This is a genomic window from Mycobacterium shunyiense, assembly GCF_058270035.1.
In genome coordinates, this window is record NZ_JBZDPT010000047.1 from 87,919 (window position 1) to 112,751 (window position 24,833).

A 24,833-nucleotide genomic window follows, 5' to 3' on the forward strand; every position below is an offset into this window, starting at 1 on the left:
CGGCTCAGAATAGCAGCGTCGATCAGTTTTGAGGATTTCGTCAGAACCTATTGACTGAGCGTCGCGTCGTATGTGACGATTTCGTCAGAATGAAAGGTGTCAGGGATGAACGACCTGGTCGGCGCGCACAACGAGCTCCACAGCGAGCAGGGCGCCAGGAAAGGCGAGCATTGCGGGCGCTCCCGCAACCCCGTGATCAAGGTGGCTGACATCGCCTGGCTGGAATTCGAGAAACCGGACCTTCAGCGGGCCGAGGCGTTCGCGGCCGCATTCGGTTTCGCCACGTCGCTACGAACCGACGAGGAACTGCATCTACGCGGCAGCGATTCGGCCGCGCCGTGCGTGATCGTGCGCCGCGGCACCCGGAGCAGGTTCCTCGGGGTCGCGTTCGCCGCCGCCGACGAAGCGGACCTACTGCGACTGGCCACCGCGACCGGCGCACGAACCAGGTCGCTACCCGCAGCCATCGGCGGCATGGCGGTCGATCTGATCGACCCCAGCGGGGTGCCGGTGCACGTGGTGTCGGGGATGCACTCCCTCGACCCGTTGCCGTCACAGACTCCGCATCGCTACAACATGGGGCACGACATTCACCGCGTCAACGCCACCCAACGCCCGCGTCGGGAGCCGACCACGGTGCAACGGCTCGGTCACCTCGTCATGCAGTCGACGAAATACCTTGAGACGCTGGACTGGTATCTCGACACCCTCGGCATGATCGTCAGCGACTTCCTCTACTTCTCGGGTCAGCGCAGCCGGGGACCGGCCATGAGCTTCATTCGATGCGACAGAGGCGCGACGCCCGCTGATCACCACACGCTGGCGCTGGCCCTCGGACCACAGAACCGCTACGTGCACTCCGCCTATCAGGTATGCGATCTCGATGCGCTGGCCGCCGGCGGCGAATACCTCACGGAGCGTGGATATTTCCGGTCCTGGGGAATCGGGCGACACATCCAGGGCAGTCAGCTCTTCGACTACTGGCGTGATCCTGATGGCTTCATGGTCGAGCACTTCACCGATGGCGACTTGTTCGACTCAACCCTTGAACCGGGTTGGGCCCCGTTCACCGCCTCGGGCCTGGCCCAGTGGGGACCACCGGCGAGCAAGGACTTCCTCGGCACAAATCCGAAATCCCTACCACACGAAGCACAGTCGATCTTCGCAGCCCTGCGAGGCGACAACGAATTCGATATCAACCGCCTCATCGGCCTGCTGAAAGTAGCGAAGTCATGACCATCTCAATCCTGCGCACCGCCGACGCCTGGTGGGTCCAGACCGCCACCGGCGCCGTGCGAATCGACACCTCGGCCACGACCACCGGAGAGCTGCTCGCCGATCGGACCGCCATAGACGCCGCGACGCGTGGCGGGGAGGCGGTGCCTGTCGACAGCCTCGATCTGCTCTCCCCTGTGACCGCTCCCTGCCGGGTGGTTGCCCAGATGACCAACTTCGCCTCGCATGTCAAAGACGCCGGTATGGACCCAAAGACCATCCCGCTCACCTTTTTTCGCAAGACGTCGGGTTCCATCAGTGGCCCGTTCGACGACATCGTCAAGCCGCAGCACGTCAAGTTTCTCGACTACGAGGTGGAGATCGGTCTGGTCATCGGACGCGAGCTGCCCGTCGGCACCGAGGTGACCGAGTCGAACCTCCCCGACCATGTCGCCGGCCTGGTCGTCACCAACGATGTCTCCGCCCGGGATATTCAGCTTCCGCAAACGCAGTTCTATGAAGCCAAGTCGTACCCGACATTCACGCCGGTCGGTCCGGCGCTGGTCTTGTTGACGGCTGACGAGCTCAAGCGGTTCGGCGACCTGCGACTGGAGCTGCGGGTGAGCGGTGAGGTCCGCCAGAACAGGCTGGTCGATGGCGACATGATCTACAAACCCCTACAGGCACTGCAGTCATTGGCCCGGTTCCAACACCTCAGTCCCGGTGACCTCGTCTTGACCGGCACGCCTGCGGGTACGGCCTTGAGCGCGCCGCCCAAGCCTGTCGAGATCATCGGATCGCTGCTGCCTCCGGCCATGAAGTGGAAGGCGTTCTTCTCGCGTCAAGCCGGCAATCCCAAGTATCTGCAGCACGGGGACGTCGTGGAACTGTCGGTGACTACCGACGACGGTGCCATCGACCTCGGCACCCAGCGCACCTCGGTGCGGTACACGTGAACGCGGACCTGTTGTGGCCGCGCCATGCCACACCGGGCGACGTCGGCGCCATCGAGCGCGTCCCACTGGCCGACCGGGGCCTGCCGAACTCGACATATGCGGTGCTGCAGCGGGCAGCCACGTTGTGGCCCGACCGCGCCGCGATCAGCGCCATGCCCGATGCCGATCGATGGCGACAGGCAAGCACGCGGACGTTCAGCGAACTGTTGGCGGACGTGCACCGAGCCGCAAACATGCTGCGTCAGAAGGGCGTTCAGCGGCACACCCCGGTCGCACTGATCAGCCCCAACTGTGATGAGCTGATCACGGCCACGCTGGCCGCGCAGCTGGCGGGCATCGCCGCGCCGGTCAACGGCGCTCTGTCGAGCGACCACATCGCGCATCTGGTCGAACGCTCGGGCGCACGAACGCTGGTGCCCGCCGGTCCCGAACTGGACGAAGCCAGCTGGCGGGCCGCCGAGCATCTGGTGGCTGCAGGGGTGATCGACACCGTTCTCTTGCTGCGCCCCAACGGAGGTCGCGATGCGTCGGCGCCCGTTCCGGCGATCGAAGGCGCAACAGTGCACTACTTCAGCGACTTCCGACCCGGAGATGACGGTTCGACCTTCGACGGTGAAGCCCCGTCGTCCACCGATCTGGCCGCCCTGTTCCACACCGGCGGAACAACCGGCAAGCCGAAACCGGCGGCCCATACCCATGCCAACGAGGTCACCGACGCCTGGATGATCGCCGCCAACACTGTGCTCGACCAGGACTCCACCTTGTTCGCGGGCCTACCGCTGTTCCATGTGAACGCGCTCGTGGTGACATTGCTGGCGCCCATGCTGCGCGGCCAGCACGCGGTGTGGGCCGGCCCGCTCGGATACCGGGACCCGGCTCTGTACCCGAACTTCTGGAAGATCGTGGCGCACCACGGCATCAGCGCCATGAGCGCGGTGCCGACCGTATATGCGGTGCTGTCGAAATGCCCCGTGGACGCCGACATCTCCAGCCTGCGCTACGCGTTGGTGGGTGCCTCAGCGCTGCCGGCAGCGGTTCGCTCCGATTTCGAATCACACACCGGGGTGCCTCTGATCGAAGGCTACGGGCTGACCGAAGGAACGTGTGTCAGCGCGCGCAGTTTCCCCGACCACCCTCGCCCCGGCTCGGTAGGCCAGCGGCTGCCCTACCAGCTCGTCAAAACGGTCAGGATCGATGACGACGGCCAATGGCACGACCTGCCGGCCGGCGAGACGGGAAACCTTGCGATCAGCGGACCCACCGTTTTTCCCGGTTACGTCACCGCCCGCACCAACAACGGCTACGTGCTCGACGGGCTCGGAAAACTGAACGGCGGCTGGCTGGACACCGGCGACCTGGCCTGGGTTGACGGCGACGGGTTTGTCCATCTGACCGGTCGGGCCAAAGACCTCATCATCCGCGGCGGGCACAACATCGACCCGGCGATGATCGAAGATGCGCTCCTGGACCATCCGGACGTCACGGACGCCGCGGCAGTCGGACGTCCCGACGTCCATTCCGGCGAGGTGCCAGTGGCGTATGTGACACTTCGCCCCGACGCTACCGTCACTCCGGAATCGTTGCGGCAGTGGGCCGTCGAGCACGTCAGTGAGAGTGCGGCCGCGCCGAAATCGGTGATCATCATCGATACCATCCCGGTCACCGCCGTCGGCAAGCCCTACAAGCCCCCGCTGCGCGCCGACGCCACTCGCAGCGCAATCCGTGACGCGCTGGTCACTGTGCCCGGCGTCGTCGACGTCGAGGTAGCCGTCGACGACGGAGCCATCGTGGTGACCGTGGTCGTCGACGCCGGCGCCGACACCGAGGCCATTGCCGCGCCCCTGGGTCGCTACGCGCTCGCGTGGGACATCAAGGAACAACCATGACCGATCCCTCCGCGAGCTGTTCAACGAAATCCGTGCCCGTTGTCGTCGTCGGAGCGGGGCCGACCGGCATCACCGCGGCGACGTTGCTCGCGGACTACGGCGTACCCACGCTGGTTCTCGACCGCTGGGAATCGGTCTATCCCCAGCCACGCGCGGTCCACCTCGATGACGAGATTCATCGCATCCTCGCCCGCCTCGGCGTGGCCGAAGAGTTCGCCGCGATATCCCGACCAGCGCTCGGGCTGCGTCTGCTCGACCAGAACCACCACGCGCTGGCACAGTTCGACCGCGACCCGGCCCGCAGCCGGCACGGCTTCCCGCAGGCCAACATGTTCGACCAACCCGAGCTGGAGAAGCTGCTGCGCGCCAACCTGGCCAAGCGTCCAAATGTGAAGCTGCGCGGCAATTCCGAGGTCATCGACGTCACCCAGCACGAATCCGGCCGCGTGCGGGTGACCTACGCCGACCGTGCCACCGGAACGGAGCATGTCGTCGAAGCCGGCTACGTGTTGGGCTGCGACGGGGCCAACAGCATCGTGCGAGCCGCCATCGGTGCGGCCATGGAAGACCTGCGCTTCGAGCAGCGCTGGCTGGTGGCCGATGTGGTCACCGGGGCCGAGCTCGATCAGTGGGATGGTGTGCATCAGGTATGCGATCCCGTTCGGGCTGCGACCTACATGCGGATCGGGCCAGACCGCTACCGCTGGGAATTTCGGCTGCTGTCTTCGGAAACTGCGGCCGACTTCAGCACGATGGCGACCCTGCGGCCCCTGGTCGCCCCATGGGTCGGCGATCTCGTCGACGATGAACTCGAGGTCGTACGCGTAACCGAGTACACCTTTCGCGCACAGATCGCCGACAAATGGCGGGAACAGAACGTGCTCATCCTCGGCGACGCGGCCCACCTCACACCGCCTTTCATCGGGCAAGGTATGGGAGCAGGCCTGCGCGACGCGATGAACGTGGCATGGAAGGTAGCCGGTGTGATCAACGGAGATCTACCCGAGGCCCTGCTGTCGACCTACGAGCAGGAACGGAAACCCCACGCGCGCAGCATGATCGGTCTGGCATTGGCCATGGGGTGGGCAATGACAGCCGGTGGTCATGCGGGAAACATGGTGCGGCGCACCGTCGCACCCCGGCTGCAGTTGATACCCGGCCTCCGCGACAAACTCACCGATGGCACCACCCCCCGCCTGCACGAGTCGGCATTGGTCATCAGAAGCCGCGGCCCCCGCCACCTCGCCGGGACTTTGTGTCCCAACCCGGTTCTGGCCGATGGACAGCGCCTGGACACGCTGCTGGGCAACAGCTTTGCGCTCGTCACCACCACACGCCCGCTCGCGTTCCAATGCACCACACTCGAAGAACACGGCATCGTCGTGCACGTCGCCGAACCCGGGGGCGAGCTGGAACGGTGGCTACGCGACGGGCATGCCACCGCCGCTGTCGTCCGGCCTGACCGCACGGTCATGTGCTCGGGCCGTGCCGTAGGGAAACTGTGTGCGGCCATACCGGGGTTCATGTCGTCCACACCGGAAGCTCGGGAACGCAGCGCCCACCCACCCATCCAGACCAGTTAGGCGATCGCTCATGCCATCCACTCCCCTGGTGGACGTCCACGCGCACTTCCTCACCGACGAATACGTCGCCGCCGCGATCGCTGCAGGCATCGAACATTCTGGCGGCATGCCGCAATGGCCCTGCTGGAGCGCAGAACAGCACCTTTCACTGATGCAGGACAACGCAATCCGGCACGCCATCCTGTCGCTCTCCTCTCCCGGCGTGTCGTTTGCCGGTGCGGCCGACGCACCCGCACTGGCGCGGCACGTCAACGACGTCGCAGCCCGCACGGTCGCCGCGCATCCTGAGCGCTTCTCCTTCTTCGCCTCGCTTCCACTCCCCGACGTGGATGCCGCCATCAGCGAAGCCATACGAGCAACGGATATTCATGGGGCGGCGGGTGTCGTGCTTCTGAGCAACAACGGCGGACGCTACCTCGGCGACGAATCGCTGGAACCGTTGTGGGAATGCCTGACAACCGATGCCCAGCTGCAGCGCATGTGGTTGGACACGGCCGGGCATCCACTGCCGACGCAAGCCGGAGTGCTTCGGGACGTAGTCGGGTCCAACCGCATTCTTTACGGCAGCGACTACTGCTGGACGCCGGCGTTTGCCGTAGGCCAGCAGATCGCCGCCCTTGACTCCGACCCCGAAACCGACTGGCGGGCGGTGACATCCGCGAACGCACACGAGTTCCTTCAATGCCGAGCGTGAGCAACAGCGATCCTTCGCCGTCCTACCGGACGCTCCGCGCGTAATCGTCCACCGCCAAAGTCATGAGAGGACCATCAATGCGACGCCCACCTGCCGGCCTCCCCATCTACGAACCCGACATCTACTCTGTCGACGCCATCACCGACCCCTACCCCCACTACCAGCGAATGCGTGACCTCGGTCCGGTGGTGTGGCTGGCGAAGCAACGGGCGTATGCGGTGCCGCGTTATGCCGAGTGCAAATCGGCGCTACGCGACGACAAGACCTTTCTCTCGGGCCACGGTGTGGCACTGAATCCGATCACCAACCGAATGTCGCACGGCACCACGCTCAACAGCGATGGTGTCGAGCATGAACAACGCCGCAAGCGCGTCGCGCACCGCATGCTGCCACGTGCTCTGCGTGCCATCAGCGACACCGTCGATGACACGGCCCGTAGCGTCGTTGAAACTGCGCTCCACAAGCGCGAGATCGACGGTGTCAACGACCTCGCGGCCGCGCTGCCGCTGGCCGTCGTGCCCGACCTCATCGGTTGGCCCCGCGATCAACGCGATCACCTGGTTGCCTGGGCCGGAGCGACGTTCGACGTACTCGGTCCGCTCAACTGGCAGGCGATCAAGGCGGTACCCAAAACTATAAGTATGCTGCGGTTCGCCCGGCGCGTGGTTCGCGAGCGCAACGTCATCGAGGGCAGCATGGCGGATGAGCTGCTTGCCGCCGCGGACGAAGGCAAACTGGCGCACCACGAGTGCCCGCCGTTGCTCGTCGACTACATCGCCCCGTCGATCGATACCACGATGAGCGCTATCGCCAATGCGCTGAATCTTTTCGCCAACCACCCCGACCAGTGGCAACTGCTCAAAGACGAACCCGACCTCTTGCCAAACGCCGTCAATGAAACCATCCGCTACGAGCCACCGCTGCGCGCCTTTGCGCGGAGCACCGCGCAGCCCACTGAAATCGCTGGAGTGCCAATCGCCTGGGGCGCGCGAGTCCTGGTGATCTATGCCTCGGCCAATCGTGACGAACGCGAGTGGGAAAACCCAGCGGACTTCGACATCCGACGTGACGCCGGCCGTCACGTCGGTTTCGGACACGGTGCCCACGCCTGCGCCGGACAGGGCTTGGCGCGCTTGGAAACAACCGCGATGTTGCGGGCGCTGCTCGAGCGTGTGGACCGGATCGAGCTAGCGGGTACGCCCAAATGGGCGGTCAACAACATCATCCGCCGCCACGAGCACTTGCCTCTCAAGCTGATTGCCGCATAGGCGCACGTAACAGAGGGCGAGCTCAAGCCCGAATCAATTTCCCGGCAGTCGCAGCAACCCAACTGAGTTCCTTGTGGAAGATGTCGCTGTGCGCACCCGATGGGCCGTCCTCCTTGGCCACCACGTCCGACGAATCCAGACTCAGGATCTGACCGGGCTGGAACGGGTACGTCGTGCCCTCATCGTCCAGGGGCAGTATGTCGGTCCGAAACGCCCCGAGCGCCCCCATGGCCCGCCAGCGCGCCAAGGGATCCTCGATGCCAGCGGCATCCTCGCCGGCCGTCAGTGACGCCAGCGGGTAGAACGTCCCCAATGCCTTGTCGTGGCTGGAGAAGCAGACGGCCATCGGACCGTCTATCCGGGCCAGCCGCCCGACCAGGGCGCCATCCCCGTCCCGGAACGGCAGCCCCTTGGTGAAGGTGAACCGGGAGAACGCACCCTGAAGCAGAGTCACCGATTTCACCGGTGACGGTGTCCGATCGGCGATCCCGTCGAGCGCGAACGACACCAGCCGGGCACCGAAGCTGTGGCCGACCAGATGAATCCGCAGATTCGGGTGGGCGCCGACCAGGTCATCGATTGCCGGGCCCAGCCCGTCCTTGCCGACGACACCGGCACGGTTCTTCATCTTCCAGTAGCTCAGCTGGCGCAGGACTTCCTTGGCACCGTGCCAGATCTTGCTGCCCAGATCGCCGAGACCGGCCTCACCGCCCCCGCCGTCGCCGAACTGCACGCCGGCGTCGGCCAACCGGTCGGCGAATTTGTTGAAGACGTCGACAGGGGGGCGCTGTTCGTCGAGCATGCCCGGGACCTGCACCGGCTTGTCCTCCTCGCCGTCGTCGAAGCCGGTTTTGGTGGCCGCGTTGAACTTCCGCAACTCCTCGAACATCTTTCCGGCCCGCTCAGCGGTGGGCGGTTGTTCCAACAGGGCAGCGATGGCATCCAGATGTTCGCTGCCGTCGGGGAACATGTCCTTGAGATCCCTCAGCTCGGCGGGATCGATGGTGGCCGGCCCGGCCACCGTCACCGCCCGCTCGTCCAGCGCCGCGGCGCCCCCGCCGTCCGCTGCCGGGCCATCGTCGAAGTCCGGAATCGGTTCGTCGCGCCACAGCTGCGACGGCCAGCGGATACCGACGAACCCGACCTTGCGGTCCGGATCGAGCTGGTCGGCGAGCAGCCCGAACCAGCGGGCATACAACGACTCCGCCGCCGCCTCGTCGTTGTTCCAGCCGTGCGAGAAGAGCACCAGATCGGTGATCCCCTCCGCACCGATACCGTCGCGCAGTTCGGACAGCGTTGCCTCATCGACATCACCGTCGGCGTCGAATACCAACCGCCACAACGGCCTGCCTTTGATGGATTCGGTCATGTCGACTCCTTGAGACTCGTGAATGAACTCGTCAGACGGACTGCAACGCACGCATCAGATCCAGCAGACCGCCGCCCTGGAATGCCGGATCCCGGCCGAGGGAGGTAGCCGATTCGGTGAAGATGCGTTTGATCTCCTCCGGGTTCCCGATGAGCTCGCGCTGGACGGACAGAAACGCCGCAACCGCACCGGATACGTGCGGTGCGGCCATGCTCGTCCCGGTGGCCTCGATGTAGATCGCCGCGCTCTGCGGCGGGGCGTCGGTCTGCCGCAGCACATCGCTGCGGAATTTGCCTGCCGCGACCGACGTGATGCGCTCACCGGGAGCCAACAGATCTGGTTTGCACCGACCATCGCCGGTCGGCCCCTTGGACGAGAAGTAGGAGACTCCGGAAGTGTGCGGCGCGTCGCGGTGCGTCGACCCCACGGTGATCGCCCGCTGGGCGTTGCCGGGGTCGTTGATCGTCATGCCCGCGCTGAATTTCGTGACGTCGGTGGTGAACAGCGGATTGAGCGACACGTATCCGCTGTTGCCTGCCGCGGCGACCACGACCACCCCCGACCGCACGGTCTTGTCGACCTCGATACACAGCGGACTCTGCCCGCACGCGAACCATTCCGCCGCGAACTCGTATCCCAGACTCAGGTTCACACCGTGGATGCGGGGCATCCGCTCGCTCGCCGCATTGACTTCCCGGACATAGGCGAGGGCGCGCATCACCCGGCTCACCCGCGAGGCCTTCTCGCCGGGACCCAACACCTTGAGACTGACCAGCTTGGCGTCCGGAGCCATCCCCGCCAGCCGACTGGGATCGCTGACCACCCGCTTCTGCAGTATGGGTATATCGCCTTCGGGTGCACCGACATTGAAACGCTTCTCGGCCACATACACAGCGTCGGCGGTCTTGCCTACCAGCCCTCCGGCGATGATGCCCGCCACGTGGGATCCGTGCCCGTCGGCATCCTGCAGGGCGGTCGGTGCGAATGCCTTCTCGCCACCGGACACGGTGAAATCCCGGTGCAGGTCGTGCACCGTGGGATCACTCACGGTGGCGTGGTCGGTGAAGTGCGGATGCGTCTCGTCAATTCCGGAATCGACCACCGCCCAGACGATTCCCGACCCATAGCAGGCAAAGGCCCGCTGCGCCGGGACCGCCTTGACGGTGTTGCCGGAGGAATCGATCTGGGGGTGGGCGTCGAAGTCTGGCCAGATCCGGTAGACCGCCCGCTCTGGCCAGCTCTGCGGCACGGAATCCGCCGACACCAGGCCCTCGATCTGCCTGGTCGTCAACTCGCCGACCATGAACTGGTCGGCCACCTCGAGCGGTTCGCCTGGTCCGTCCAACAGTCGCCACAGCTCACGCACGCGGGCGACCGCTGCCGCCACGCCTTCGGCGTAGCGCAGGTTCAGCTCGATCATGATCGGCCACAACGTTTCCCGAGCCTTCTCCGGATCCTCGCCGGGGCCCACCACGAACTTCTCCCGCAGCGGCGGGGTGATCACCCCGGCCACCAACAGGTCGCGGTGCGGCGGCTGCTCGGCCGGGGCCGGTGCCACGGTGCGGGCCCGCTCGGGGGGCGTCATCGCCTGTGAGCACGCCTGCTCGGCGGCGGTCCGACCGGCCGGGGTCAACCGCACGATCGGCTGCGCCGCATCAGCCCCGGCCTTCTTCGCCGGCCTGCGCCGCGTCGCCAGTTTCTGGTGCACCAGTTGATCGACGGCAGCGTCCACACTGCGATGCCACCGGGGCGCCCCGTCTACGCCGAGGCGATCATCGGGGTCGAAACGTGAGGCAAACCGGGCGGCCACCGCCTCAAGCAGCTTTTGCGGACTGGCGTCGATCTCCTTGGCCGCCAGGTCCGACAGGGCGCACTGCACCCGAACGGCCCAGAGTTCACTGTCAGCAGGACTCACCACGACACCTCGGAACTGTGCTCGATCCAGTAGAAGGTATTCAATACAGGATCGGACATTGTGGAGGCGGTCGTGTGCCAAATCGACATGCTGACGATCCTGGCTCGATTCGGGCCACGCGGCACGAGTAGCCGACTACCCGAATCACTCATGGCATCCCCTCGTCGACCGGTCCCCGGAATCGGAGCGCACCCACTGCTTACGCGCGTCGGTTCCGTCGCGGCCGCACATCGGAAAACTCACGTAGTCGATTACTCGGTACCGCGGGTCGGCGGGTTCCTTACCATCGGTTGACACGCCAGTCACTCGGGGCAGTAGGGGAAGTGCCATGAATACGCTTGAGTCGAATTTTCAAGTGGCCCCGAACTTCCTGCTGTACAGGCAGATCTGACCCGGCGAACACATCATGCGACACCACGTCTTCGCCATCGTCGCGGTACGGGCATGGACCGAACTGCTCTCCGAATGGATCCAACGCATCCCAGAATTCGAGATGGTGGGGACCGCGACCGATGCCACAGCCGCACTGGGCGACCTGGCGCGGATCGACCCGCCCGTCGACATCGTGGTGATCGAGGTCAGTACCCGCTTGGCGCTGGAGTCCGCAGCAGCGCTACGCCGCTGCGACCCGCCGCGAAAACTGATCGCGGTCGCACTCGATGACGATCCCGGTCAGGCGATGGCCTGGGCAAGCGCGGGCGCGGCAGGACTGGTCGGACGCAACGCCTCCGTCGACCAGCTGTGTCACGCCCTGGTCAATGTGTCCCGGGGTGCGGCGCACTGCTCCGACGAGATCTCGGGCGCCCTACTTCGCGGCATCGAGGCCAACGGCGGCCGACGCGCGGGCGGGCAGAGCAACTGCCTCACCGAGCGGGAGCAGGAAGTGGCCTGGCTGTTGGCACACGGGCTGACCAACAAGGAGATCGCCGACTACCTGCACATCTCCCCCGGCACGGTGAAAAGCCATGTCCACAACGTGATCTGCAAACTCGGTGTGCGGCGCCGGGCCTACGTGGCCCGCAAGCTCAGCCACGGCGCGGACGCGCCGAGAATCAGGGATTCTGCGCCGGCGCAGGCCGGACATATGGGCGCAACGGAGGGGGGCAGGTATTCCACCGGCGCTGCTCTCGAAGGATGGCCGACTCACCGCCCGAGTTGAGGTCGAGCTCGCGGATCAGCCTGCGATGCTCGGCCCGTAGTCCGTCCTGACGTTCCTTGACCGCGAACAGATCCTGACGCATCTGCTCGATGCTTCTCTTGCTCCGCTTTGATGCCATGTCTTTCGTGTTACTGCCGCGCCGTCGGCAATGTCAATGCCGACGATGGGAAATCGACCGAAAGATATAGGCCGAGTTCGCCGCTCGGTACATCCGCCACCCCCACAGGGGGCACGGGCAAGATCCATCCGAAGGCCAATTGTGGGACGCCCTGCTGCCGCGCACGATTGCGCTATGAACCAGGTGCAGGCTACCGAGCCACCGCAGACCGTGCGGGCGGCCGACACCGACTACATCCTCGGTGAGCTGAAGTCACTGCGGGACAGCATAATTCCCGACCCCGAGGTGTGCATCGCGATTCTGGACGGGCCGGTCGATCTTGCCCACCCGTGCTTTGCCGACGCCCGGATCACCCGTACGGATTCGCTCGTCCTCGACGAGGCCGGCCCCGGCGCGATGTCGGGCCACGGCACCCACGTGGCCAGCATCATTTTCGGGCAACCGGCCACCGGAGCACTGGGCCTGGCCGCCGGATGTCGCGGCGTGGTGGTCCCGATCTTCACCGACACCAGTGGACACCTCTCACAACTCGACCTCGCCCGGGCCATCGAACGCGCCATGATGAGCGGGGCAGATGTGATCAATATCAGCGGTGGCGAACTCGTCGAGCTCGGAGAAGCGGATCCCCTGCTCGCCCGCACCGTCGAGGCGTGCGAGCGCAACGGCGTGCTCATCGTTGCCGCAGCCGGCAATGACGGGTGTGATTGCCTGCACGTTCCTGCCGCTCTGCCCAACGTGCTGGCCGTCGGCGCACTGGGACGAAACGGAGTTGCGTTGCCGTCGAGCAACTTTGGTGACCGGTATGCACGGGGCGGCGTGCTGGCGCCGGGCGAGGCGATTCCCGGCGCCATACCGGGCGGCACGATCGCCGAACTCACCGGTTCAAGTTTCGCCACCCCGATCGTGAGCGCCCTGGCCGCGCTGCTCCTCTCCGCTCAGCGGCGGCGAGACGGCAGCACCGACGTTGCCGAGGTGCGACGGGCAGTGATCGCCAGCGCGCTGGCCTGTGCCCGAGATTCAGACCCCCGCTGCCTGGCGGGAATTCTCAACGTTCACGGCGCACACGCGCTGATCACACAAGGAGACAAAGTGACCGACATGGCAACCACACCGATCCCCCACGTCGCGAGTTCAGGAATCGACGCGACACCAACCGATTCCGGGCTGATGAATCCCGGGCCGCCGCCGATACCACCCGATGCCGTTCCGGTCCCGACCGGAGTCGCGCCGTCGTGCGGTGGGGCCCCTTGCTCATGCGGATCCACGGCATCCCAGGAGGCCACGACCGCATCGGCCGCGCACGAGGCGCCCACCCCGCCACAGTCAGCCCACCCGATACCGGTGTCAAACGTGTTCGCACTGGGCAATATCGGGTTCGACTTCGGTACCGAAGCCCGCCGCGACGGTTTCCGCCAACTCATGCCGATGGCAGAGAGCTCCGACGAGACACCGATCGTGACCGAACCAAACCCGTACGACGCGGTCCAGCTCGCCAACTACCTCGACAAGCACCCGTGGGAATCGACCAAGCTCATCTGGACGATGAACCTGAACCTCACCCCGATCTATGCGATCGAGGCCGAAGTCACCTACCACGAAGCCGTCTACGAGATGCTGCGCTATGCGTTGCGCTGTCAGGTGCTCCCGGCCGAGGACGACGACTTCGTCTCTCGGGTATCGCTTCCCGGTGTCCTCACCAACCGCACGGTGACAACGTTCGCCGGGCAACGCCTTCCGGTGATCGTCGTGCAGCGCCGAGGGCTGTACACCTGGAACGAGAACAACCTCGTCAAGGCGGTGCTGGGTGCGATCGACTTCGACAAGCTGACCAACCAGCTCGGCATCGACCGGTCCAAGGCCGAGTCCCGCACCGAACTCAAACTGCGGCAGATGCTCGACAAGGTGTACTACGAGCTTCGCAATCTCGGCTCGTCGTCGGCGGATCGCGCGATCAATTACACAGCCACCAACGCCTTCATCTTCTCGGACGTGATGGCCAAGGGACTGTTGGCCGGCGAGTTGGTCGACGGCGATGTCACCAGCCTGTACTCACTGGAGAGCATCAGTGCGGTCAAGAGTCCGTTCGGTCGGCTCGACTGCGATTGCTGGGACGTCAAGATCACGTTCTTCTCGCCGGAGAACGAACGACGGGCCCGGGTGGTCTATCAGGCCACCGTCGACGTCAGCGACCCGTGGCCGGTGCAGCTGGCTCCCATCCATCAGTACCTGATATCAGGAGGTTAGCAAACATGAAAAACACTACTCGTCGTACCGCTTCGGCCGCATTGCCCCCGCAGAGGCCCGGCATCGCGCGTCTGGACGACGATGCCCGCGGCGGCATCGGAACAGGCTCCGTACAGGCGTCGGTCAGCTGCGGAGACCTTCCCGGACTGGCTCGTTCGATGTGCTACGCATCGAAAGGGATCAAGTACTGAACGCGTTCACCCCCGAAAGGAGCGAATCGAGAATCAATCAGCAGATCAGGTTTTCAGTCAGATCAACACACAACAAACAAGGAGAAATCCATGAGTACAGCAAATGAAATGCTGCCGCCCCAGGCTTCGCCGATCGATCGCACGCCGGCAGGGGCCGCAGCATTCACCAACCAGGCGGGCGTCGGAGCCTCATTCGACTTCCCGTGGGAGCAAGTCGCCACCACCGGAATCGGAATCCTGGGCGGCCTGCTCTGAACCTGTTGCGGCGCATCGGCTGACGCGATGTCACCGATGCGCCGCACTCCCGGTTACCACCTCTGACAGACGGAGTCACCCATGTCCGAATCCCCCAGCATCCGAGCGTTCTCGCTTCGCATGCAGCAGGCACCGATCGTCCGGGACAGACCCACCGCGTTGATCACACCGACCACCGAGCAGCTGCCGCCCCGGGTGATCCGGTACGTCCAGCGACCGCCGGGGCGGCCCTTCCTCCCGGTGCAGGGAGCGGTGGACCGGCGAAACCTGCACGAGTTGCGGATGACACCGGGCCCGGACCAGAAATTCGACGACGACGGTGTCACGAAGATCGCCCGGTTCTCGCGGTTCGGGTTGTTCGGCCCCGATCCGGCCGACCCTGCGCCTTTCGTGCTGTCGGCACCGTTCGGCGTTGCGATATGCCCGACCCTCGCACCGTACGCGGCCGCGCGCTGCGCACGGACCTGACGGCGGAACTGGCCGGGCGCGCTGCGGAACTGTACGCCGCCGACCGGCAGTTCCGCAGTTGCGTTCCGCTTCCCGAGGTGTCCGCCGCAGTCCGTGAGGACGGTCTCGGACTGGCCGGCATCATCGCGGCGGTCATGACCGGCTATGCAGACCGGCCGGCACTCGGCCGGTGCACGGGGTCCGCGCCGCACACGATCAGCTACCGGGAGCTCTGGCAGCGGATCAACACGATCGCCACGGATTGGCGTGCCCACCAAGCATTCCCGATCTCATCAGGCGAGTTCGTCTGCACATTGGGGTTCGCGAGCGCCGACTACATCACCGTGGACCTGGCCTGCGCCCTGACCGGTGCCGTGACGGTCCCGGTCCAGTACGGTGCGCAAACCGGGCAGCTGACCAGAGTGCTGGCGGAAACCCGGGCGTCGGCCCTCGCCGTCAGCTCGGATCAACTGCCTACTGCGGTCGAAGCCGCACTCAGCGCTCCGCGACTGCGCCGCCTCATCGTCTTCGACCATCGAGCCGACATCGACGATTTTGGTGACACTTTCGAGCAGGCCCAACTGCGGTTGACGAAGTCCCGGCACCCGATTCTGTTCGAAACGCTCGACGAGGTCATCCGGCGCGGCCTCCGACGGCCACCCGCAGCATCGCCACGCCCACCGCTGCCGCCTGCCGACCCGGACCGGCTCGTCGGCCTGTCCTACACGTCGGGCAGCACCGGGACCCCCAAGGCCGCGATGTACACCGAACGCATGGTCGCCGGAACCTGGCGCAATTCCGTTGCCATACCGGTGATTTCCTACAACTACATGCCGATGAGTCACTACGGCGGGAAGGCGCTGGTGCTCACCACGCTGGCCAGTGGCGGCACGGCCTATTTCGCTGCCGCACCGGACATGTCGAGTTTGTTCGACGACATCGCCGCGGTGCGTCCCACGGTGCTTCCGCTGATCCCCCGGGTGTGCGAGATGATCTACAGCAGGTACCAGAGCGAATGCAGCCAGCGTTCGGCGCCGACTTCGGACCCTGCAACTGTACGCGCGCAGGTGATGACCCACCTGCGCGAGAACGTGCTCGGCGGGCGCATGCTCCTGGCGGCGTCCGGAAGCGCACCGCTGTCGGCGGAGCTCACCACGTTCATCGAAACGTGCCTGCGTATCCACCTCGCAATCGGTTACGGCACTACCGAAACCGGCAATGTGCTCAACGACGGTCGGGTGGTTCGTCCCCCGGTGATCGACTACAAGCTGGTCGACATTCCCGAGCTGGGGTACTTCGGCACCGACCGGCCGTATCCCCGCGGCGAACTACTCGTGAAATCCGAGGTCCTCACCCCCGGGTACTACCACCGTCCGGACGCCACGGACACGGCCTTCGACGACGAGGGCTACTACCGTACGGGTGACGTCATGGCCGAGATCGGGCCGGATCACCTGGCATTCGTGGATCGCCGCAGCAACGTGGTCAAGCTGTCCCAAGGCGAGTTCGTCGCGCTCTCCCACCTGGAGTCGGTGTTCGTCACCAGTCCGTACATCCGGCAGATCTTCGTGTACGGCAGCAGTCGTCGCGCGTTCGTCCTGGCAGTGGTCGTGCCTGAGACGCCACCCGGTCTCCCCGCCGCCACCAAGGCGACCATCCTCGCATCGCTGCGGACGATTGCCCGCGACAACGCTCTGCGTCCCTATGAGGTGCCCCGCGACATCCTGATCGATCCCCGGCCGTTCAGCGTCGACAACGGACTGCTCACCGCCACCGCCAAGCCGGCCCGACCGGCGCTGAACATTCACTACCGTGAGCAGCTCGAACAGACCTACGCCGACATCGCCGATCGCCAGGCGGTCGAACTCGCCACACTTCGGCAGGGCGCCGCCGACAGGCCGGTGCTGGAGACCGTGCGCCTGGCCGCCGCTGCCTCCCTGGGGATCACCACCATCGATGCCGACACGGTCCTGAGTGACATCGGCATCGATTCCCTGACCGCACTGACGTTGGCAACGCTGCTGACCGAGATCTTCGGTGCCCGGGTGCCTGCCACCGCCGTCATCGATCCCACCCGCAACCTGAGCGGGATCGCCTCGCTGATCGAAGCACAGCGTCGCGCCATCCCCCGCCCGGCCGGCACGGGTGTTCACGGCCAGTGCACCGACCGCGTGTACGCCCGCGATCTGACCCTGGACCGGTTCATCGAGGCGCGCACGATCGACCGGGACCGGCCCGTGGCCCCGAACCCCGGCCCGCCCCGGACGGTCCTGCTGACGGGCGCCAACGGCTTTCTCGGACAACTACTCTGCGCAGAGTGGCTACGCCGGCTGGCACCCATCGGTGGCACGGTGATCTGCCTCGTCCGGGGCGCCGACAACGCCGATGCCCACCGCCGGTTGAAAGCCGAGTTCGGCCCGCCCGCGGAATCCCGGCTGGAGGTCCTCGCGGGCGATCTCACCGACGAGCACCTCGGACTGGATGGTGCCACGTGGTCGCGGCTGGCAGCCACGGTCGACCTGATCGGGCATTCGGGTGCCCTGGTCAATCACCTGTTGCCCTACCCGGAACTGTTCGGTCCCAACGTCGTTGGTACCGCGGGCCTGATCCGATTGGCGATCACCGGCAAATCGAAGCGATTCGCCTTCGTTTCCACCGCGGCGGCAGGCACCACCGATGACGGCCGGCCGCTTCCCGAGGACGCCGATGTCCGGGTCGGTTGCCCGGCCCGCACCCGCAACACAGCACCCGCGAACGGTTATGTGATCAGCAAGTGGGCCGCAGAGGTACTGCTGCGCCGGGCCCACGACGCCCACGGGCTATCAGTCACGGTGTTTCGCCCGGGAATGATCATGGCGCACAGCCGATTCACTGATCACCTCAATGTGGGCGACGTGTTCACCCGGCTGGTGTTGAGCCTGGCCGCGACCGGCATCGCGCCGCCCTCGTTCTACCGGCAGCCGGCCTACCGCCCGCATTACGACGGCCTGCCGGTCGACTTCGTCGCCGCAGCCATCGTGGAACTGGCAGCCGGGCCAGGACCCTTCGGCGGATTCGCGACCTACAACGTGGTCAACGACCACGACGATGCCATCTCGCTCGACGAGATCGTGGACTGGCTGGTCGAGGCCGGGCATCCGATCACTCGCCTCCAATCCCACCGGGAGTGGGCAGCCCGGTTCGAGACGGCCATGCGCGCGCTACCGGTGCGGCAACGTCGGCACTGCCTGCTCCCGCTCATGGCTGCGTTCGCCGAGCCCGCCGAAGCCGTTGCGGGATCGGCCTTTCCCACACAGCGATTCCGCGAGAGCCTCCGGTCGAGTGGCGCGCCGCGCCCGGTCCCCCATCTGACACCGGATCTCATCCACGGCTATCTCACCGCACTGCGTCACCGCGGCCTGCTGTGAGTACTAGGGCGCTCGCCGGTTCAAAACAGCCCGTCGCGCCGTAGACCCTCGACGGATTGCGTGATCGCCCCGCAAACCGCATCCATCACCTCGGTGTCGTGTGCGGCGGTGAACAGCGGGTACAGGAACTCGGGAAGGTGCACCCCGGCCGCGCGCAGATAGTACGTCCACATGTATTCGGCCACCGCATGGCGCTGTGGGTGCACCAGGTCGACGAACTCCTCGGTCCCCATGGTGCCGAACAGTGGACGGACGAGCGTCTCGTAACGCCGGATCGCAATCGGAAGGCCTGCTTCATCGCGGAGGCGCAGCAGGTGCCCGGCGAATCGATCGGCCGCTGCCCGGGTGGTCGCGTACACGGCATCGCCGTGGTCTCGCAGATAGGCGAGCTGGGCCAGGCCGGCCGTGCAGGACAGGACGTTGCCGCAGAACGTTCCGAGAACCCGGGTCCGGGTCTGCATGTCGCGAAGGTGTTCCCCTGTGGTGACACCCATCTCAATGATGTCCGCGCGCCCCACGGTGGCTCCGATGGGCAGGCCGCCGCCGATGATCTTGCCGAAACTCGCCAGGTCGGGTGTGGGGCCGGCGTCGAGCGCGCTTCCGAACCGGAACCGGAAGCCGGTCAGCACCTCATCGAACACGAGCAGGACACCGTTTCGTGATGTCACCTCACGCAACCCGGACAGGAATTCACGGTCCAACTGCGGCCAGCCGGAGCGGATCGGCTCGACGATCACACAGGCGAGTTCGGCGGCGCGCGCCTCGATCACCTCGAATGCACTGCGGCCATAAGGCAGCACGATCGTCGACGATGCCACCGACGGTGGGACGCCGGGCATCGACGGCGTCACCGTCCCGTCGGGCAACCGTGCGGCCAGAACGTCGGTGTGGTGGCCGTGATAGCACTGGTCGAACATCGCGATCAGCGGGCGCCGGGTGTAGGCACGGGCCAGCTTGAGCGCGTGCATCGTCGCTTCGGTGCCGGAACTGCTGAAGAATCCGCCGTCGGCCCACCCCACGGCGGCCAGCAGCAGACTCATCAGGGCGGTCTCCGTCTCGTGTCCCGCCGCAAACGACAGGCCGTCGCCGAGGGCGCACCGCAGCGCGTCGGTCACGACCGGGGCCGCATGGCCGAGGATGTTGGCCCCACGCCCGTTGTCGAGGTCGATGAACTCGTTGCCGTCGAGGTCGGCCACGTGCGCGCCGCGCGCCCATGCCACGATCATCGGCAGGACCCGGGGCATACCGTCCACGTAGTGGTTGTGAACACCGGTACGCGCGCGGTGGGCAACGGCACCAATGGTTTTCGGTTGCCTACGGGTGAGTTCGCCGATACATTCGAGTTCGCTCAATCGCCGGTTCAGCCCGGCCGGATCGAGCATGAGCGCCCGGGTGGTGAAGGGCACCTGCGGGTTCACGGTGCCCGTCGTCGGGTTCATCCGGCACCGCTAGTCCGGTCGGCCGACCCCGTCGGCCCACAACCCCGGCCAGTTGCCGGCCACTTGCTTCGGATAGCCGTTGTCCACCCGCGAGGTTGCGATGTCGTAGCGGATGTACTGCGATCCCTTGAAGAAATAGGCCTTGCCGTTGTTCCTGATCACCGCATGGTCGATGCCGCTCTCATATTCGGTCGGCAGGTTCGGCGCCCAGTTGTCCTTGATCGGCTTGGGATAGCCCGCATCCACCTGGTCGGTGGCGATGTCATAGCGCAGGTACTCCGAGCCCTTGAAGAAATAGGCCTTGCTGTTGGGCCACACCACTACCGCGTCGAAGCCATCCGGCCACACCCCCGGCCAACTCGCCGAGATGTCCATCGGATAGCCGGGATCCACCTTGTCGGTCGGCAGATCGAAGCGGATGTATCGACTGCCCTTGAAGAAATAGGCCTTGCCGTTCGTCCACAGGACGTCCGCGTCGATGCCATCGGCGAAGTCGGCCGGGAACCCGGTCCAGAATCCGGCGATCGGCAGCGGATAGCCGGGGTCGGTCTTGCCTTTCGCGTCGTCGAACCGCGCGTACTGCGACCCGTTGAAGAAGTACAACTTGCCGTTGGGCCACACCGAGCTCGGGGAAACCGGGCCCGGGTACAGGCTGGCCGCGAACTGGGCGTCCAGGTTGTCGATGTCGGTTCCGCCCGGCACGGCGATCCCATCGGTCATGATCGACCCGGGCAGGTCGTAGCACATGATCGAGTTCTCGTCGGTCTCGTTGGTCGCGGTCAACGCCGAGACGTCGAACGGAGTCAGTACCTGCTCGATCACCTCCTCACGCGACCACCCCTGGGTCGCCATGAACAGGGTGATGGCCTTCTCGCGGTCGATGCGGTCGACGATCGCCTTGCGCCGGTGCTCATGTGGGAAGCCGAGGGTGTGGCCCGTCTCGTGCCGCACCACCCGGTGGAACTCCGACTCGGGCGTGTTCATCGTGAAGCCCTCGAGGTTCATGGTCTGCTCGTTCGCCGCGGCAAGCAGGATGTCGGTACCGAGGTACGACCAGTAGCCGTCGTCGGCAACGCGCGCGATCCGCACCTGAGGGTCCACGGCGGACGCCACGAACCTGACGTTGGCCCAGGCTCCCCACGCGTTCATATGGGCCAGAATTCGGCGCTGCAAGTCGGCCGGCGGGGAGTCGAGAAAACCGACCGTGAGGCGGACACCACCGGCGCTCCAGCGCTTGTTGGTCATGACCGCCAGATGCTCCCGCGACGGTAGGTCGTCCGCGGACAGCCCGGTGATGTTGGGCGCGTTCGCCGGATTGACCTCGACGGCCGCCTCCGCGGAGGCGACCACTTTCTCGGCCGGCAACCCCTTGATCGTGCACGGTATGAATGTCATCGTCGTCCCTCCTTCGGTTCCGGACGTGATCGGTGTGCCAACGCCGAACCTAGGACGGAGCAGCGCGCGACCACACGAGTGGAGCGCTACCTGTATTCGGGGCGTCCTGAACCGGGACGCACCCCGTGACCTGCCGGTGACTGCGCGCGGGCCGCCTCGTGCGCCGCACGGGTTCGAGTAGCCGACTACTCATGTCATTTCTGCTTCCGTGAACAACAATCGAGGCCGACAGGCTCGATATTTCGGCCGGAGGGAAACGACGGATGGTGACCACGGCGAGACAGACATCAGCGTTCGTCGCCGCTGTCTGGTCCCGGTCGCGATCGCTGACGGCCACCCTCGCGGCCCGGGTCGCCCAGTACATCGATCAGACGGTGGGCTGGCCCCGCCTACCCAAGGCGATCGGGCTGGCCGTCCTGATCGGACTGCGCCATCAGCTGCGAACGTCGAATCTGTATGCCGCCGAACCGGGCCCGATCCCGCCGGGCAGTCCCGCCGAGGCCGGCAACTATCTGGGCGCCCGCACCCGCGACGGGTCCTACAACGACCTCAAAGACCCGGGCATGGGCTCCGTAGGTTGCCGGTTCGGCCGCAACGTCCCGCCCGAACACTCCTATCCGGAATCCGACCAGCGGCTGCTCGACCCCAATCCCCGGCTGATCAGCCGCACCCTGCTGACCCGCGACAGTTTTCAGCCCGCGACCACGCTGAACCTGCTGGCCGCCGCGTGGATTCAGTTCGAGGTGCACGACTGGTTCGCCCACGGCTCGGTCGCCACCCGACCCTGGGTGGTGCCGCTACGCGACGACGACCCATGGCCACAGCGGCCGATGCGCGTCGAACGCACACCGCCGGACCCTCATCCCGGTCCGGCCGGCCCGCCCGCCTTCGTCACCCAGGAGTCGCACTGGTGGGACGCCTCCCAGATCTACGGAACCACACCGGCATTCGCCGGCGCCCTGCGTGCACCCGACGGCGGCAAACTTCGCATCGACGAGTCCGGCCTACCGCCCGCCGAGGTCGAGGCCACCGCCGATCTCACCGGCACCGCGGGGAACTTCTGGGTGGGCCTGGCCCTGCTCCACTCGCTGTTCATGCGTGAGCACAACGCCATCTGCGACCACCTGGCGCAGAAGTACCCGTACCTCACCGGCCAACAGCTCTACGACAAGGCGCGGCTCGTCAATTCCGCATTGATGGCGAAGATCCACACCGTGGACTGGACGCCTGCCATCATCGCGCACCCGACAACGGTGACGGCCATGCGGGTCAACTGGTTCGGACTGCTGGGCGAGAAGCTGGGCCCCCGGTTCAGGCGAAGCTTCGGGCGCGTCAGCAGCAGTCCCCTGCTGCACGGCATCCCCGGCTCGCCCACCACCCATCACGGGGTGCCGTACTCGTTGACCGAGGAATTCGTGGCGGTGTATCGGATGCACCCGTTGATCCCCGACGAGTTCACGTTCCGCGCGCTGGCCGACGACCATGTCACCGCCCGGCACGAGCTACCCGAGCTGTCGGTGCTCAATGTGCGTGCCCGACTGACCGAAACCCCGATGTCCGACCTCTTCTATTCCTTCGGCCGAGCACATCCGGGCGCACTGTCGCTGCACAACTTCCCCAGGCATCTGCAGCACATGCACCGGGTGGACGGCACCCTGATCGACCTTGCCACCATCGATCTGATCCGCTGCCGGGAACGAGGCGTGCCGCGGTACAACGAGTTCCGGAAGCTGTTCCGACTCAAGCCGGTGACCACGTTCGAGGAGCTGACCGGTGACACTGCGCTGGCGGCCGAACTACGCGAGATCTACGACGACGACGTGGACCTCGTGGACCTGGTGATCGGCCTGTACGCCGAGCCCAAACCACCCGGATTCGGCTTCAGCGACACCGCATTCCGGGTCTTCATCCTGATGGCCACCCGCCGGCTGGAAAGCGACCGCTTCTTCACCACCGACTTCCGTGACGAGACCTACACCGTCGCCGGCATGAAGTGGGTGCGGGACAACAACATGCGCTCGGTGTTGTTGCGCCACTTTCCCGAACTTGCCCCCGCCCTGGCCGGTGTGGCCAACCCGTTCGCTCCCTGGACCTGTGTCTCACCCATCAGAAAGGCGTCCGCATGACCTCATCGACGACCCCAGCCATGACCGCCGCCGACGTACGTCGGATCGTCGAAAGCCTGAGCCCGGTTCCCTACCGCGAGAATCTCGAGCAGCCCAGAGCGGACGAGGCCGAGGACATCGAGAAGATCATCGGGTCTTTGCACAAGAACAACGAGCGGGCCTACAAGAAGTTCAAGCACGGGCTTCGTGACGCACATGCCAAGAGCCACGCCATCCTGCGCGGCGAACTCATCGTCAACCCGGATCTGCCGGACATCCTCGCCCAGGGCATGTTCGCCGAAGCACGCAGCTACCCGGTGATCGCCCGTATCTCGACCACCTCCGGGGTGCTGCGCAGCGACCGCAACCGCGGGGTGCGCGGACTCGGTGTCAAGGCAATCGGGGTGCAGGGCGAGCGCGCCATGAAAGACCCGCAGGACGAATCGAATGTCACGCAGGACTTCGTGCTCGTCACCCACGAAGAATTCCTGTTCGCCGATGCGCACGCCTACCGCAAACTGGGGATGCTGAGCGCGACCCTGCTCGCCCGGTTGTCCGACGGCGCGCTGTGGGCAGGCAGCGAACTGCTCAGCGCGCTCAAGAAGATCGGCCTGCCGATACCGCCGAATCTGGCGGTGTTCATCGCCCCGAACCGTCCCATCCTGGGCGAGACGTTCTACTCCTCCGCCCCGATCCGGTACGGCGACTACGTGGCACGTTTCAAGTACGAGCCGACCTCACCGGAGGTGAAAGCGCTTGCCGACCAGACCCTTCCGCGCAATCCAGGACAGGACGAGCACCGCGATCTGATCATGGCGTTCTTCGAAAAGCACCCCGCCGAGTACACGTTCAGCGTGCAACTGTGTCTGGACGAGAAACAGATGCCGATCGAGGACGCCACGAAACCCTGGAAATCCCCATATCTTCCGGTGGCCAAGGTGGTGTTTCCCCAGCAGAACCCGTACAGCGCGCTGCGCCGCGCCTACGGCGACGACGTGCTCTCGTTCAACTCGTGGCGCGGCCTTGAGGCACATCGCCCACTGGGATCCATCAATCGGCTGAAGCGCAAGGTATATGAGGCATCGAGCGACTTCCGGCACAAGATGAATCGCATCGACCGGCACGAGCCCTTCGACATCGCCGAACTGCCGGACTGACCCCCAGCGAACGGGAAATACTTGCAATGG

General features: G+C 65.7%; 17 protein-coding genes. 13 read left to right on the forward strand and 4 right to left on the reverse strand.

All coding sequences use genetic code 11. The annotated features are described in order from the left end of the window. Positions 1-105 precede the first annotated feature (105 nt). From AC4ELS_RS27675 to AC4ELS_RS27700, 6 genes are all read left to right on the forward strand, one after another. Entirely contained in the window at positions 106-1,236 is a 1,131-nt protein-coding gene (locus AC4ELS_RS27675) for a VOC family protein (protein WP_448443125.1), read from the forward strand. Next, a complete protein-coding gene (locus AC4ELS_RS27680; protein WP_448443127.1) occupies positions 1,233-2,171 on the forward strand; it encodes a fumarylacetoacetate hydrolase family protein in 939 nt (312 codons plus the stop codon). Before AC4ELS_RS27675 ends, AC4ELS_RS27680 begins: the two co-directional genes overlap by 4 nt. Then, positions 2,168-4,057, forward strand: coding sequence for an acyl-CoA synthetase (locus AC4ELS_RS27685; RefSeq protein ID WP_498888449.1), 1,890 nt, complete (start codon positions 2,168-2,170; stop codon positions 4,055-4,057). Before AC4ELS_RS27680 ends, AC4ELS_RS27685 begins: the two co-directional genes overlap by 4 nt. After that, a complete protein-coding gene (locus tag AC4ELS_RS27690) occupies positions 4,054-5,640 on the forward strand; it encodes a bifunctional 3-(3-hydroxy-phenyl)propionate/3-hydroxycinnamic acid hydroxylase MhpA (protein ID WP_448443131.1) in 1,587 nt (528 codons plus the stop codon). Before AC4ELS_RS27685 ends, AC4ELS_RS27690 begins: the two co-directional genes overlap by 4 nt. A gap of 28 nt (positions 5,641-5,668) precedes the next feature. Next, positions 5,669-6,334, forward strand: coding sequence for an amidohydrolase family protein (locus tag AC4ELS_RS27695; RefSeq protein WP_499050212.1), 666 nt, complete (start codon positions 5,669-5,671; stop codon positions 6,332-6,334). 77 nt (positions 6,335-6,411) lie between these two features. Then, positions 6,412-7,602 (forward strand): cytochrome P450, encoded by a 1,191-nt coding sequence (locus tag AC4ELS_RS27700; protein ID WP_448443135.1) that lies wholly within the window; start codon positions 6,412-6,414, stop codon positions 7,600-7,602. 22 nt (positions 7,603-7,624) lie between these two features. Here the strand turns inward: AC4ELS_RS27700 and AC4ELS_RS27705 are convergent, their stop codons facing one another. Together AC4ELS_RS27705 and AC4ELS_RS27710 are read right to left on the reverse strand one after the other, a co-directional pair. Then, positions 7,625-8,971, reverse strand: a complete 1,347-nt coding sequence (locus AC4ELS_RS27705) for an alpha/beta fold hydrolase (RefSeq protein WP_448443137.1) — start codon at positions 8,969-8,971, stop codon at positions 7,625-7,627. 31 nt (positions 8,972-9,002) lie between these two features. Continuing rightward, positions 9,003-10,886 (reverse strand): S8 family peptidase, encoded by a 1,884-nt coding sequence (locus tag AC4ELS_RS27710; RefSeq protein ID WP_448443139.1) that lies wholly within the window; start codon positions 10,884-10,886, stop codon positions 9,003-9,005. A gap of 406 nt (positions 10,887-11,292) precedes the next feature. On the opposite strand from AC4ELS_RS27710, the gene AC4ELS_RS27715 reads away from it, so the two are divergent. The 5 genes from AC4ELS_RS27715 (at position 11,293) to car (ending at position 18,707) form a co-directional block, all read left to right on the forward strand. Next, positions 11,293-12,045, forward strand: coding sequence for a response regulator transcription factor (locus AC4ELS_RS27715; protein WP_498888445.1), 753 nt, complete (start codon positions 11,293-11,295; stop codon positions 12,043-12,045). 292 nt (positions 12,046-12,337) lie between these two features. Next, positions 12,338-14,407, forward strand: a complete 2,070-nt coding sequence (locus tag AC4ELS_RS27720; protein ID WP_498886386.1) for a PatA/PatG family cyanobactin maturation protease — start codon at positions 12,338-12,340, stop codon at positions 14,405-14,407. A gap of 281 nt (positions 14,408-14,688) precedes the next feature. Then, the gene (locus tag AC4ELS_RS27725; protein ID WP_157923398.1) at positions 14,689-14,853 is read left to right on the forward strand and encodes a hypothetical protein; all 165 of its coding nucleotides are present in this window, start codon (positions 14,689-14,691) and stop codon (positions 14,851-14,853) included. 81 nt (positions 14,854-14,934) lie between these two features. After that, entirely contained in the window at positions 14,935-15,321 is a 387-nt protein-coding gene (locus AC4ELS_RS27730; RefSeq protein ID WP_064960022.1) for a hypothetical protein, read from the forward strand. Continuing rightward, on the forward strand, positions 15,273-18,707 hold the full coding sequence (gene car / locus AC4ELS_RS27735) for a carboxylic acid reductase (protein ID WP_499050216.1): 3,435 nt from the start codon (positions 15,273-15,275) through the stop codon (positions 18,705-18,707). The genes AC4ELS_RS27730 and car overlap by 49 nt, the downstream gene beginning before the upstream one ends. Positions 18,708-18,727: 20 nt before the next feature. Here the strand turns inward: car and AC4ELS_RS27740 are convergent, their stop codons facing one another. Together AC4ELS_RS27740 and AC4ELS_RS27745 are read right to left on the reverse strand one after the other, a co-directional pair. Further along, positions 18,728-20,146: an aminotransferase class III-fold pyridoxal phosphate-dependent enzyme gene (locus tag AC4ELS_RS27740; RefSeq protein WP_448443147.1), complete on the reverse strand. Its 1,419-nt coding sequence runs from the start codon at positions 20,144-20,146 to the stop codon at positions 18,728-18,730. 9 nt (positions 20,147-20,155) lie between these two features. Continuing rightward, the gene (locus AC4ELS_RS27745) at positions 20,156-21,541 is read right to left on the reverse strand and encodes a hemopexin repeat-containing protein (RefSeq protein ID WP_064883044.1); all 1,386 of its coding nucleotides are present in this window, start codon (positions 21,539-21,541) and stop codon (positions 20,156-20,158) included. 263 nt (positions 21,542-21,804) lie between these two features. On the opposite strand from AC4ELS_RS27745, the gene AC4ELS_RS27750 reads away from it, so the two are divergent. Continuing rightward, a complete protein-coding gene (locus tag AC4ELS_RS27750) occupies positions 21,805-23,667 on the forward strand; it encodes a peroxidase family protein (RefSeq protein ID WP_448443149.1) in 1,863 nt (620 codons plus the stop codon). A 20-nt stretch (positions 23,668-23,687) separates the two neighbouring features. Beyond that, entirely contained in the window at positions 23,688-24,803 is a 1,116-nt protein-coding gene (locus AC4ELS_RS27755; protein ID WP_448443517.1) for a catalase family protein, read from the forward strand. The last annotated feature ends 30 nt before the right edge of the window (positions 24,804-24,833 follow it).